The organism is Lysobacter sp. (assembly GCA_013141175.1).
In the GTDB taxonomy this organism is placed as follows: Bacteria; Pseudomonadota; Gammaproteobacteria; order Xanthomonadales; family Xanthomonadaceae; genus Lysobacter_I.
Map to the genome: position 1 here is coordinate 3,613,601 of JABFRN010000001.1, position 13,313 is coordinate 3,626,913.

General features: G+C 66.1%; 9 protein-coding genes. 8 read left to right on the plus strand and 1 reads right to left on the minus strand.

Annotation, left to right across the window (positions count from 1 at the left end):
* Nucleotide 1 precedes the first annotated feature (1 nt).
* Nucleotides 2-376 (minus strand): hypothetical protein, encoded by a 375-nt coding sequence (locus HOP03_15935; protein ID NOT89649.1) that lies wholly within the window; start codon nt 374-376, stop codon nt 2-4.
* Nucleotides 377-432: 56 nt separating this feature from the next.
* Here HOP03_15935 and tssC point away from each other — a divergent pair, with 56 nt between their 5' ends.
* The 8 genes from tssC to HOP03_15975 all read left to right on the plus strand — a co-directional run bounded on the left by tssC (nt 433) and on the right by HOP03_15975 (nt 13,220).
* Complete coding sequence (tssC, locus tag HOP03_15940; protein ID NOT89650.1) at nt 433-2,811, plus strand: type VI secretion system contractile sheath large subunit; 2,379 nt, start codon at nt 433-435, stop codon at nt 2,809-2,811.
* Nucleotides 2,812-2,872: 61 nt separating this feature from the next.
* The gene (locus HOP03_15945; protein NOT89651.1) at nt 2,873-3,424 is read left to right on the plus strand and encodes an Hcp1 family type VI secretion system effector; all 552 of its coding nucleotides are present in this window, start codon (nt 2,873-2,875) and stop codon (nt 3,422-3,424) included.
* 76 nt (nt 3,425-3,500) lie between these two features.
* Complete coding sequence (locus HOP03_15950; GenBank protein ID NOT89652.1) at nt 3,501-3,878, plus strand: type VI secretion system baseplate subunit TssE; 378 nt, start codon at nt 3,501-3,503, stop codon at nt 3,876-3,878.
* 20 nt (nt 3,879-3,898) lie between these two features.
* Nucleotides 3,899-5,719: a type VI secretion system baseplate subunit TssF gene (gene tssF / locus HOP03_15955; protein ID NOT89653.1), complete on the plus strand. Its 1,821-nt coding sequence runs from the start codon at nt 3,899-3,901 to the stop codon at nt 5,717-5,719.
* 23 nt (nt 5,720-5,742) lie between these two features.
* The gene (gene tssG / locus HOP03_15960; GenBank protein NOT89654.1) at nt 5,743-6,810 is read left to right on the plus strand and encodes a type VI secretion system baseplate subunit TssG; all 1,068 of its coding nucleotides are present in this window, start codon (nt 5,743-5,745) and stop codon (nt 6,808-6,810) included.
* Nucleotides 6,807-9,440, plus strand: coding sequence for a hypothetical protein (locus HOP03_15965; protein ID NOT89655.1), 2,634 nt, complete (start codon nt 6,807-6,809; stop codon nt 9,438-9,440). The genes tssG and HOP03_15965 overlap by 4 nt, the downstream gene beginning before the upstream one ends.
* 16 nt (nt 9,441-9,456) lie before the next feature.
* On the plus strand, nt 9,457-12,108 hold the full coding sequence (locus HOP03_15970) for a DUF2169 domain-containing protein (GenBank protein ID NOT89656.1): 2,652 nt from the start codon (nt 9,457-9,459) through the stop codon (nt 12,106-12,108).
* On the plus strand, nt 12,105-13,220 hold the full coding sequence (locus tag HOP03_15975) for a pentapeptide repeat-containing protein (GenBank protein ID NOT89657.1): 1,116 nt from the start codon (nt 12,105-12,107) through the stop codon (nt 13,218-13,220). Before HOP03_15970 ends, HOP03_15975 begins: the two co-directional genes overlap by 4 nt.
* Nucleotides 13,221-13,313 lie beyond the last annotated feature (93 nt).

The following is a 13,313-nucleotide window of genomic DNA, read 5'->3' on the forward strand; positions in this document are numbered from 1 at the left end:
TTCAAGCATCGCGCGGTGGGTGGAATTGCACCCGTATGCGGTTTTTTTCGCTCATCGCGCATCGCGATCGTTCCAGTCGTCGCAAAGCTGGCGTATCGCCTTGATCCGACAGGCTTTGCGGCGCTTCGCCGGGTGTGGATGCCGACTGCGGTTCGCATGCGCACCGAGTCGACAAGTACTCGGTACGTTGCGGGTCGGGTTGCGGAAATACCTGGAAACGCAGTGATATCAACGACTTCATCGATTCCGGGAAGTTGGCACGCAACTTGTTATCGATATCCTCGAAACAGCTTCGGCGGCCGTCGAAATCGCAGGCGCAATCGCGAACGATCGAGCCGATGTTGTTGAAGGTTGCATGCAGTCCGGCAGCCGCCACGGGTCCGCAAGTCGGACGCATCGAACATCAACACAACCCAGGGTTGGGGCAAGCGAATGAGCGAAAGCATTCAGAAGAAGCTGTTGCGAGTGCGTCCACCACGTGTACGCATCACCTACGACGTGCATACCAATGGAGCCATCGAGAAGCGGGAACTGCCGTTCGTGGTCGGGATCTTCGCCGACCTGTCGGGCGACCGCGATCCGAATCCGGCAGATCCCAAGGCGGCGCTGCCGGAGTACAAGGATCGCAAGATCGTCGACATCGACCGCGATAACTTCAACGAAGTGCTCAAGCAGAGCGTCCCGCGCGTCAACCTGAAGACCGTGAACAACGTGCTGCCGGGCGGCGACGGCAGTCCGCTGAAAGGCGCGCTGGTGTTCGAATCGATGACCGACTTCGAGCCGATCAATATCGTCCACAAGGTGCCGGTGCTCGACAGGGTCTTCCAGCAGCGCAAGCTGCTGCGCGATGCCCAGGCCCGCGCCGAGGTCAAGGACACGGCCGCCAAGGCGCTCGACGATGCCGTGGTCGCCATGGAAAGCACCGGCGCGCATTGGGCGTCCACGGCCAGGTCCGCACTGACGGTGCTGGCGGATGCGCTCAAGGCGGTCAACGACGCGAAACCGGCCGCCGCGACCACCGCGCAGATCCATGCGGCCAGCGACGCCTTGAAGAACAAAGCCGTGCCTGCGTTGAGACATGCGGCCGACCATCTCAAGGTGGAAGACGAGCGTCAGGACAGGATCGCAACGGCCGGTGGTGCGACCACCGGCAGCGATGCGGCGCGGACTGCGCTGAAAGCGGCGGTCGCGCCGTTCGAAGCCGCTGCCGTGGCCGCCGAAAATGCGGTCAAGGAACTGGTTGCATTGGCCGACCCGAACACCGCCAAGGTGTCCGATGCCACCGCAACGGCGCTTGAAACCAACAGTACGACGACGCTGCCGCCGCTGGTCGCCGCGATCGAAACAGCGACGCCGTACAGCGCGGTCGACAGCCAGATCACGGCGACACTGACGACGGCGTTTCCAGCGCCTGCGGATTTCGCGGCCGGCGTGTCCGCCGCACTGCGGGATCATGTGTTTCCGGTCGTGAGTGCCGGCGGCGGCAGCGGCGTCGGTCGCGGCTCGGCGCTGTCGATCGATTTCGCGGTGGCCGCCATCGATGCTGCGCTCAGCAAGCAGCTCTCGGCGATCATGCACAGCGCGAAGTTCAAGGAAATGGAAGCGACCTGGCGCGGGCTGTTCCATCTCGTGTCGCGCACGGAAACCGGCACGCGACTGAAGTTGCGCATCTTCAATGCCACGCTCAAGGAACTGCAGGACGACATGTCCAAGGCGGTCGAGTTCGACCAGAGCAAGCTGTTCAAGCTGATCTACGAAGCCGAATACGGCACGTTCGGCGGCTTCCCCTACAGCATGCTGCTGGGCGGCTACGAAATCGGCCCGGGCGCGCCGGACATGACCTTCATCAACGCGATGTCCAGCGTGGCGTCGGCGGCGCACGCGCCGTTCCTGGCGGCCACGGCGCCGGCGATGTTCGGCCTGCCTGATTTCGGCGATCTTGCCAAGCCGCGCGATCTGGCCAAGATCTTCGAAGGCGCCGATCTGACCGCGTGGTCGGAGTTCCGGGGCACCGAGGATTCGCGCTATGTGTCGCTGGTGTTGCCGCACGTCATGCTGCGCCTGCCGTACGGCGAGAACACGCTGCCGGCCGATGGCTTCCGCTTCGAGGAAGCGGTGCTCACCGAAGACGGGGTGCCCGACAACCGGAACTTCCTGTGGGGCAATGCCGCGTATTTCCTGGCCGAGCGCATCACCAATGCGTTTTCGCTGTACAGCTGGACGGCGGCGATCCGCGGCGTCGAAGGCGGCGGCCTGGTCGAAGGCCTGCCGATCTACACCTTCAGCAGCGGCGGCGACGACGGCATCAAGGAAATCCTCTGCCCGACCGAAGTGGCCATCACCGACCGGCGCGAGAAGGAGATCAACGATCTGGGCTTCATCGCGCTGTGCCACAGCAAGGGCAGCGGCAAGGCGGCATTCTTCGGCGGCCAGACCACCAACCGGCCGAAGAAGTACATCAATGCCGATGCCAACGCGAACGCCGCGCTGTCTTCGCGCCTGCCGTACATCATGGCGGCTTCGCGATTCGCCCACTACATCAAGGTGATCGTGCGCGACAAGGTGGGCGGATTCCTGACCCGGGGCAACGTCGAAACGTTCCTCAACACCTGGATTTCGCAGTATGTGCTGCTCGACGACAACGCATCGCAGGACGTGAAGTCCGCGTTCCCGCTGCGCGAAGCGTCGATCGTCGTGGTGGATGTGCCGGGCGAGCCCGGAGCGTACAAGGCGACCGTGTTCCTCAAGCCGCATTTCCAGCTCGAGGAGCTGACCACGTCGATCCGGCTCGTGGCCGATCTGCCGAAGTAGGCATTCCGAAGCTTATCCGGCGAGACATCGCCCAATACATCCCATACGAGGAACCAAAGCAATGGACCTGATCATTTTGCGGCCCGGGAAATCGGACATCATCGGCGAGGACAGTTCGACCTATATCGACAACGACAAATGGCGCGATCCGATCTTCAAGTTCGACAAGTGCCTTGAACTGGTGTCGATCCACCAGGGCATGAAGCAGCAGATCACCACCGACGTCAGCAACAAGGCCCGCACGTCGGGCCGGCCGGTGATCACCGAGTTCACCTGCGTGAAGTACGTCGATCAGACATCGGTCAAGCTCTACGACTATTGCCTGCGCGCCGAGACGCTGGGGTCGGGCAAGGACGAGCCGACGATGCTGTACATCGCCCGCAACTCCGGCGACCGGACCGGCAACATCATGACCTTCGCGCTGCGCGACGCGATCATCAGCGAGATCCAGTTCCAGTCGCACCCCAACGACATGCCGACCGAGCAGTTCAAGCTCAATTTCACCGAAATCCTGTGGACGTACACGATCCAGGACGTCGACATGTCGACCAAGGGCAGCATCCACAAGGGCTGGAGCGTGATGCACAACAAACCGATCGGCAGCTTCACCTGATCCGACGTGCGTCCGGGCCGTCGACGCCTCGTGTCGGCGGCCCGCCTGCCAGTGCATTGCCCAGTGCGGGGTCTCCATGCAGTTCCTGTTCGAGCGTCTGAGTGTTCTTCCCCGCAACCTGGATGGCCGATCCGAGCCATTCGACCAGGTCGCTGCGGTCATCGCGCAGATCCAGCGCATCGCATCTACCGCGCGCAGCGTCGGCGATTCGGTCGCAGTCGTGCCGTGGGGAATGCGCTCGGTTCCCACCATGGGTGCGAGCGCGACGCTGCAGATCGAGGCGTTCGCGAAGACGCTCGGCGATGCCATCGCGCGCTACGAGCCGCGTTTGAAATCGGTGCAGGTCAGCGTCGAGCGTCACGACGATCCGCTCAGCCCCTACGGTCTGCTGGTCAGCGCGATCTTTCCCGATGAAGACCAGCCGCGCAATGTGCGCGTCGCTGCGCCGTTCTGAAACCGGGCAGGAGCGCGCGCATGCATTCCCCGGCGGATCGCCTCAAGGACTTCTATCAGCAGGAGCTGACGGCCCTGTGCGAGGAGGCCAGCGAATTCGCCAACGATTATCCCGAGCAGGCGAACATGCTCGGACTGCAGCGTGGCCGCTCGTCCGATCCGCAGGTCGATCTGATGATGCAGTCGTTCGCTTATCTGACCGGCCGCCTGCGCCATCAGCTGGAGATCGACCAGGCCGACCTGCCCAATGCGCTGTTGGGCGATCTGTATCCGCATCTGGAAGCGCCGCTGCCGTCGATGGTGATCGCCGAGATCGGCGTGCAACCCGATGGCGTCGCGGTGATCGAGCGCGGGCGCAGCGTGACGGCGACCGTGCCGATCAAGGGCGGCGGCAGCGCCATCTGCCGGTTTCGCACCTGCTGCCAGACCGTGCTGTATCCGTTGACGGTCACCGAACTGGGCATCGTGTCTCCCGGCGACTATCCGCTGCTCGCCCCCGATCCCGATGTGCGCGGCATCCTGCGGGTACGCCTGCGCAAGCACGGTCGCGCGTCGCTGGCGCAGATGCAGCCGCGGAATCTGCGGTTGCACCTCAACGCCGAAGCCGGCAGCGCGGCGTATGCGCTGCAGCACCTGCTCGGCGCGAGTCTGCGCGGTATCGCGGTGGTCGAGGATGCCGGCAACGACCGGGCGCGAGGATCGACACCGCACCTCCTGCCGGCCGACAGCCTGCGCTGGGTGGGGTTCGAAGACGACGAGGCCGCGTTGCCGTCGCATCCGCAGGCGCATCCGGCGTTCCGGATCCTGCAGGAATACTTCGCGTTCCCGGAAAAATTCCTGTTCTTCGATATCGCATCGCTGCATTTGAAGACCGCCAGCGATACGGTCGATCTGCTGTTCCTGCTCGATGTGCCGCCGAATCCCGCGCTGCGGCTGGCGCCGGCGATGCTGGCGACGAACTGCGTTCCGCTGGTCAATCTGTACCAGCAGCGCATCGATCCGCTCAATCTGGACCACTCGCGCTACGAATACCGGCTCAGCGGAGACGCCTCGCAGCACGACAATTGCGAGATCTACCGGATCGACCGCCTGGATGCGGTGCGCGCAGGCGCCAAGCCTCGGGTGGTGGTGCCGTATTTCACGATGGACGATTTCCAGCACGTCGAAGGACAGGATTACTTCTACATCACCCGGCGCGAAGCGAGCCAGCGTCCCCGGATCGGCGGTACCGAACTGTACGTCTCGTTCCTCGATGCGAAATTCATGCTGACCGATCCGGCCGAGGATGTGATCGGCGGCAGTGCGCTGTGCACCAACCGGCGCATGCCGGAGCGTCTGCGCGTCGGCGACTTCCTGCAGATCGAAGGCGCCGCGCCGATCGCCGAGATGCGCGTGCTGGGCAAGCCGACCGCGCACCAGACGCCGCCGATGACCGGCGAGCGGCCGTGGCTGCTGGTGTCGCAGCTCGCGCTGAATCATCTGTCGCTGGCGAACGGCCCGCATGCGCTGGCCGCGCTCAAGGACATCCTGCGCCAGCATGTCGGCCCGAGCAGCACGCTGGGGCATCGTGCGATCGACGGCATTCTCCAGATCAAGAGCCGTTCGCTGGTGCGCTGGCAAGGCCGGCCCGGCGGATACGCGCAGGGTTTCGAGATCGATCTCACGCTTGATCATTCCCGCTTCGAGGAGACCAGCGCGGTGCTGTTCTGCGCCGTCCTGCGCCAATTCTTCGCCCTGTACGCCGCCGTCAACACGGTGGTGCAGGTGCGCCTGTTCATGCCCAACAACAAAGGAGTCGTCAAGGAATGGCCACCATTGGCAGGCAACCAACTCCTCCTTTGAACGGCGCCGCCAATCGGGGTTCGTTGAACCAGGCGATCATCGGGCAGTACGCGCGCTTCAATGTGTTCCAACTGGTGCGCCTGCTGCAGCAGAAGCCGGGCGCGGATGCGCACGACGCCTGGCCGGTCGGGCTGCGCCTGCGCTTCCGCGCAGACCTGCGCGCGAACTTCACCGGGCACGAAGTCACCCGGTTGACGCGGGCCAAGGCCATGCCTGCGTTCCGTCACGAAGCGCGGGTCGGGCACAGGATGCCCGCACGCATCGAACTGCGCACGCCGAATTACTGCGTGGCCAGCGAATTGGGCCCGCTGCCGGAGCCGTTCCTGGAATGGGTGCGCGATCAGGAACGGGCCGGTGCCCATGCCATGGCGGCATTCCTCGATGCGTTCAACCAGCGCGTGCACGTATTGCGACACGAACTGAAGCGACGCTCGCTGCGGGCGCTCGACCCCGCGCAGCCCGAGCGGACGCGCTATGCCGGGCAACTGGCCGCGCTGATGGGCGTGGCTTTGCCGATGCAGCAGGCGCAGATCCCGCTGCCGATGCGCGCCTGGCTGGGCCTGGCGGGCGTATTGGTCAACACCCGCAGAAGCGCGACGGTGGTGGCCCAGGTGCTGACGGCTTACCTCGGCGTGCCGTGCCGGCTGCAGACGATGGTGGGGCGCTGGCGCGACATCGAACCGAACGACCGCATCGCATTGGGACGCCAACGCCATGCGCTGGGACAGCAGAGCCTGCTGGGCAGCCATACCTGGGATGCGCACGCATCGGTGCGCCTGCACGTGGCGTGCATGCCTTACGACGCCGCCTGCGCACTGTTGCCGCTGCGCCCGATGCGCATCGGCGACGCGCAGCCGGACGCCGCGCATGAGGGCCTGGTCGCGCTGGTCCGGATGCTGCTGGATCGTCGCTTCGATTGCGATGTCGAATTGACGCTGGATTCGACCACCGTACCGCCCTCGCGCATGCAGTTGCCCTGGCGCGGCGGCGGTCTCGGCCTGCGGCTGGGGCAGACCGCCTGGCTCGGACGGCACACCGGGCGGCGCGTGCGCTTCACGATCGATGCCTTCGATGCGGGAGCCGCCGCATGAATCTGCCCCTGGATCCGATCGATGGCACCGCAGTGCAACTGGTCGAGCAGCCGCAACTGTTCCAGGGCTGTCGCATCGATATGCCGGGCGGCAAGGTGCTGGGCGACAGCGCCCTGCGCCTGGTCCAGTTCCAGGGCCAGGAGAGCGTTTCGGATCTGTTCGAATACCAGCTCGAACTGCATGGCGACACCATCGCGGCGGGAGGCGGCGAATCGCTGGTGTTTTCGCAGCTCATCGGCCGACCGATCACCGTGGGTATCGGCAACACCGCGTTCGAGGATCGCAGCGCGGGTCAGCAGGCGCTGTCGTTGGCGCTGGGCGGCGGCGACGGGGGCGAGTTCTCGCTGTTCAACGGCATCGTCGCGTCCTTCGCGATCGAGATTCCCGGGGTCTACCGGGTGACGATGCGGCCGGCCGCGTGGCGGATGGGGCTCACCAACCGCTATCGCATCTTCGGCCAGAAAAGCGTGCGCGAAGTGCTGGAGCAGTTGTGCCGCGAGCATCGCGTGGAAGCGTCCTTCGACGGCCTGACCGGTAGCGCCAACATCGCGTCCACGCGCATGCAGGACTGGCTGCAGGCGGGCGAGACCGATCTGGAATTCATGCGCCGGCTGATGGGCAAGGCGCATGTGTTCTATTACTTCACGCACAGTGCGGGCCGGCACGTGATGGTGTTCGACAACCAGCCGGCGTATCCGCCCGCGCTGAGCGGCGACAGACCGCTGCGCTACACCTCCACCGGCATGGACGAGCTGGGCATGCACCAGTGGGATACGGTGTCGCAGTACAGCTATCAGCAATCGCTGGGCATCAGCGGCGTGGACGGCGTGTTCACCCTGCAGAGCGAAGCCTGGGACGTGCAGCAGCCGGTGCATCCGTTGGCCAGCTTCAGCAGTTTCCGCGCCAACAGCCGCCCCGACACGGGCGATCTGCCGTTCACGCAGTACAAGATCGTGCAGTACGGTTTCAGCGACAACGAGGTGCGCGATTTCGCGCAGTCCACCGAGTTGGCGATGCATACCGCGAATGTGCAATTCAGCGGGGCAAGCCGCTGCTCCGCGTTCCGGGTCGGGCACAGCTTCCGCATGCAGCCCACGCCGTCCGACTACAGCGGGTCCGAAGTGCGTCCGGAACTGAAGGACGTCGAGTTCGTGCTGACCCACGTGCAGCACAGTTCGAGTCTGGATGGCGATTACAGCAACCAGTTCTCCGCGACCTTGGCGAGCGGACTGGTGTCGATGGTCGGCATCCAGGACACCCAGCAGGGCATGGTGCTGGCGCATGTGACCACGCCCGGCGGCAGCGATGTGGTGAAGGACTGGCCGTACTACGTGCCGGATGATTTCAGCCTCGGGCGCCAGCTGTTGCAGGACAGCCAGGGCGTGCACCGCAAGCTCAACGCGAAAGGCGTGTACGTGCGTTTTTCCTGCGACGGCCCGGATGCGCCGCCGGTGTGGGTGAAGCTCGCCTCGCACATGCAGACCATTCCCGAAGTGGGCTGCAGCGTGTGGGTATCGCGCGCCAACGACGAGTCCGAGCTGCCGGAAATCCAGAACATGGTCCAGGCCGACGGCAGCAAGACCATCACCGATTCGACCTGGACCGCGCATACCCAGGTCGGCAACAGCTATTCCACCAGCTTCGGCGACAGCCGCAGCGTCCGCTTCGGCCAGCCGTGGAGTCGCGGCGACGTCAGCAAGGCGGTGACGCTGGTGGAGGACGCGTACGCTACCGGGCAGTTCCGCGATGCGTCGTATTCGCGCGGCGGCAACTACGGCTATTCCACCTCGGAGACCGCCGAAAAAGGCGTGTTGAACGAATCCTGGTCGTACGGTTCGAGCTACAGCTACTCGTGGAGCCTGGAACAGAAGAGTTTCAGCGCCGCCGGCAGCAGCCATCATCAATCGGTGGTCGGCAAGAGCGATCCCGCGCAGGTACAGCCCGAAGCGCCCGATGCCGACACCCTGGCGGCGGTGCAGTCCTCGCGTTCGGTGGTGTGGGGCAACACCTATTCCAGGAGCGACAGCCACGGCGATACCAAATCGGTGGTGACCTACGAAGGCGATGTCGAGAACGACAGCACCCACACCGGCGATGTGCTTTCCAACACCACGATCAGCGGCGCCACGACCAACAACAGCACCCATCACGGCAAGGTCAGCAGCAAGAGCGACATCTTCGCGGATTCGGAAAACGTCTCCACCATCACCGGCACCAGCACCAACCGCAGCACCCACAACATCGTCCACAACGTCACCACGGTCGCTGCGCAGAGCAGCTCCAGCGCGATCGGCGCGACCAACAGCAACGACGTGGTCGGCGTGAGCAATTCCAACTCGGCGACCCTCGCCAGCAACCGCAATTCGCTGGTCGGCGCGAACATCGATCTGAGTCTGCAGGGCACCGGCAACGCGGTGTCGATCACCGGCATGGAAAACCGCATGTCCATGACCGGGATGAACAATACGCTCAGCGTCACCGGAGAATCCAACACCCTCAGCGTGACGGGTTCCAGCACCACCATCGAAGTGGCCGGTCCGGGCGTGCACGTCTCGGTGAAGTCCGACCAGGCCAGCATCGACCTCAACGGGCCGGTGATGCAGATCCCCGTGATCATCCTGGTGCTGTGACGATGAAGCTTACCCGATGAAAATCATCAAACCGCTCACGCTGGGCATCCTGCACCAGCCCTATCGTTTCCAGGGCCGGCACCGGCTGTCGATCGCAGCGCTGGGGTTCTTCGCGCTGGGCCGCAGCGACGAGCGCTTCCTGGTCGACAACCTGCAGTGGCCGAAGGTACTGCCGCAGCTGCCGGCGGGCCTGCCGCTGGATCACGTGCTGCCCAAGGCGCATGCCGAAGTCATGCTCTGCGGCGCGGCGCATGCGCCGAAGCCGGTCGAATCGATGCAGGTGCGGCTGCAGTGCGGGCCGGTGGACAAGCGGCTGCGGGTGATCGGCGACCGGCGCTGGGACCGCACCTGGACGCGCTCGATCTGCGTGCATGTGCCCACGCCGTTCACGACCATGCCGCTCACGCTGGATCGCGCCTACGGTGGTGCCGATCACGACAATCCGCTGGGCTGCGGGCATCTGCCGCCGCTGTCGTGGCTGCAGGCGCAGGCCGGCAGGATGCCCAATGTCGAATACGCCGACCGGCCGGTGACGCCGGGCCGGAGCGATCAGCCGTACGCGGGTTTCGCGCCGCAGTCGCTTGCGCACGCCGAGCGCAAGCGGATCGCCAGCGGCACCTACGACCAGCGCTGGCTGAGCGAGGATTTTCCGGGGCTGCCGCGCGATTTCGATTTCTCGCTGTACAACCTGTCGCCGATCGATCAGCAGTTCCACGGCCGTTTCGCCGGTGGCGAAGCGTATCGACTGGAAGGGCTGCATCCCATCGAACCGGTGCTGGCCGGCAGCCTGCCGGCGATGCGGGCGCGGGCGTTCGTGCTCATGCAAGGGCAGGGTGCCGACGCTGCGCAGGACATCGCGCTGCAGTGCGACACGGTGTGGTTCTTCCCGGAAATAGCGGTGGGCCTGATGGTGTATCGCGGCGAAGCGCCGGTCGACGACAGCGATGCGCTCGACCTCGACACGCTGATGGTGGCCTACGATCCTGCGGCGCACCCGCGCGGCACGGCGCACTATCGCGAGGTCATGGCCCTGCGCCGCGACCCGAAGACCGCAGCAATGCACGCCTTCAACGAATCCCAGCTGGCGCCCGAACGCAGTCCGCAGCGGCAGGCCGAACGCGATGCGATGCGCGCGCGGCAGGCGCAGGCAGCGCAGGCGCATCGCCAGGCGCTGCTGGACGAAACGATGGACGAGTTCTGGCAGCGCAGCGGCATGGCCAAACCGAAGGATGACCAGGCTGCGCAGGCGCCCGCACCGCTGTTGCCGGCGGTGTCGGTGCATGCGATCGAAGAGGGCGATTTCGATCTGGCCGAACTCTTCGCCCGTGCACAGGTGCTGGCGGATGAAGCGCGTCGCGATGGCGAAGCCAAGCTCGCCGCACTGTCGGCGCAATTGCCCGTCGCGCCGCCGACGAAAGAGAACACCATTGCGGAGCAGATCGATGCCGCATTGGCCCGCGCGGCCAAACCCGCGTACGACCTGCTGACGCCCGCGCAGCAGGCCCCTTTGCCGTCCGAACTGGCGCACGCGCTGGCGCTCGCCGAACAGGCAGCCCCCGGCGCGGTGGATCCCGTGCAGTTGGTCGAGACGCGCGCAGCGTTGGCCCGCGTACCGGCGCTGCAGCGCGCGGCGCGCGCAGCGGCGCCGCTGCCGACGACCTTGCAGGCAGCGCTGCCCGATCCCGTCGCGCAGGCGCTCGGTGCGCAACTGCTTGCGATGCATCGCGCCGGCGAATCGCTGGCGGGGCGCGATTTCGCCGGTGCATGGCTGCGCGGCGCCGATCTGCGCGGCGCCGATCTGCGCGAGGTGCAGTTGGAGCGCGCGGATCTGAGCGGCGCCTGCCTGGCCGATGCGTATCTGTCGGCGGCTGCACTCACGGCCGCATGTCTGGACCATGCCGATCTGTCCGGTTGCCGTTTGCAGGGCGCCAATCTCTGCGGCAGTTCCGCGCGCGGCGCTTCGCTCGTGCGCGCCAATCTCACTGGTGCCCGTGCCTTCGATGCGTGCTGGCCCGCGGCCGACCTGCGCGGCGCGCAGCTCGACGATGCGCTGCTGATGCGCATCGATCTGAGCGATGCGCAGCTCGACGACACCCATCTGACGCGCACGGTGCTGATGCAGGCCAAGGCGCCGCGCAGCCGCTGGGTGGGCACGCGCTGGAGTATGTGCGTCGCGCCTTCCGTGGATTTCGGTCGCGCCTGCTTCGACGGCGCCACGCTCAGCCGCAGCGTGCTGATGGATGCGTCGATGGCCGGCAGCTCGTGGCAGGGCGCGACCCTCGATACGGTCTATGCCGGCGGCAAATCCGACTGGCGCGACAGTCGTCTGTCGCTGCTGCGCGCCAACAAATGCGGCTGGCGCGACAGCGCCTTGAACGGTGCGTGTCTCGATGGTGCGGTGCTCGCCAGCTGCGATTTCGGCGGGGCCGATCTCAGCGACGCCAGCCTGCGCGGCGCGCAGTTGCATCGCTCGCTGTTCATGCGCACGACCCTGCGCGGGATCGACGCGGCGAACGCCAGTTTCTTCCAGGCGCTGTGCCGCAAGGCCGATTTCACCGACGCCGGGTTGGAAGGCGCGGTGCTGGTGCAGGCCGACATGAGCGAAGCGGCGATGCAGGGCGCACGCATGGCCGGCGCACGCGTGGACCAACCGGCGAGGTTGTCATGACTGCTTCCGCCATGAGTGCAGCCGTGCATACCGCCCCGGGCTGGGACGACATCGCGCGCCTGCTGCGGCTTTCGCGGCCGGTGAGCGGCCTGTCGCTGCAGGCGCTGTCGCTGCGCGATCGCGCGCTCAACGGCGGCGTCTTCGAAAAGTGCGGGTTGGCCGGTGCGGATTTCGCCGGCAGCGATCTCGCCAACGCCTGCTTCATCGACTGCGATATGCAGGGCGTCGATCTGCGTGCGGCGGCCTTGACCAACACCACCTTCGTGCGTTGCCGGATGGCGGATGCGCGCATGCCGATCGGCGCACCCGCGCAGCTCGTGCTGGTCGATTGCTCGCTGACCGGGTCCGACTGGCAGGGCGCGCATCTGGCGCGCAGCGCGGCCAGCGGCTGCGATTTCGCGGCGTCCGCGATGCGCGGCGTGCGCCTGGAGCGCAGCGTGCTGTGGAAGGCCGGGCTGCAGGGCGCGGACATGCGCGGTGCGGTGTTCGACCAGGCTGCGCTGTGCGACACCGACCTGCGCACGACCGCGCTGTCCGGCCTGCAGGCCAGCCTCAGCGCGCTGATGAACAACGATCTGCGCGGACAGCAGCTGGCGGGCGCCCGGATCCAGCGCTGCCAACTGCTGGGCAGCGATCTGCGCGATGCCGATCTGCGCGGCGCCGACCTCGGCGAGTCCGGCTGCATCCAGGTGAATTTCGAGGGTGCGAATCTGGACGGCCTGCGCGCGCAGCGCGGCATGTTCCTGTCCGCGCGGCTGGCGCACTGCAGCGTGCGCGGCGCCGATCTGCACGGCGCGCTGTTCCACGCCGCCGTGGTCGATGGCGTCCGCTTCGAGCACTGCGCGATGCGCGAGAGCAGCTGGGAAAAGAGCCGGATGCGCGATGTCCGCTTCGCCGACTGCGATCTGCGCGACAGCCGTTTCGACCACGCCGGCATCAGTGACGGCGAATTCGTCCGCGTGCAGCTGCAGAACAGCCGCTTCCACAACACCCGTCAGACCGATGTCCGCATGCGCCGCGTGCAGCGCAAGGGCCTGCGCGGCACCAACGCCGCGCTGCTGGACATCGAAGCCCCCACTCTGGAACTGGAGAACCTCCCGTGCGCACCCTGAATGCAGATCCCATCGCGCCAGTCGCCCCGGCCGCGCCCGTGGCGCTCGCGGACACGCGCATCACCGTCCTTTTCGAGGACGGCAGCTGCCTGC

Bases quoted from the DNA above. Each gene is read 5' to 3' on its own strand.
- tssC (NOT89650.1), top strand. From the start codon at position 433: ATGAGCGAAAGCATTCAGAAGAAGCTGTTGCGAGTGCGTCCACCACGT.
- HOP03_15945 (NOT89651.1), top strand. From the start codon at position 2,873: ATGGACCTGATCATTTTGCGGCCCGGGAAATCGGACATCATCGGCGAG.
- HOP03_15950 (NOT89652.1), top strand. From the start codon at position 3,501: ATGCAGTTCCTGTTCGAGCGTCTGAGTGTTCTTCCCCGCAACCTGGAT.
- tssF (NOT89653.1), top strand. From the start codon at position 3,899: ATGCATTCCCCGGCGGATCGCCTCAAGGACTTCTATCAGCAGGAGCTG.
- HOP03_15965 (NOT89655.1), top strand. From the start codon at position 6,807: ATGAATCTGCCCCTGGATCCGATCGATGGCACCGCAGTGCAACTGGTC.
- HOP03_15970 (NOT89656.1), top strand. From the start codon at position 9,457: ATGAAAATCATCAAACCGCTCACGCTGGGCATCCTGCACCAGCCCTAT.
- HOP03_15975 (NOT89657.1), top strand. From the start codon at position 12,105: ATGACTGCTTCCGCCATGAGTGCAGCCGTGCATACCGCCCCGGGCTGG.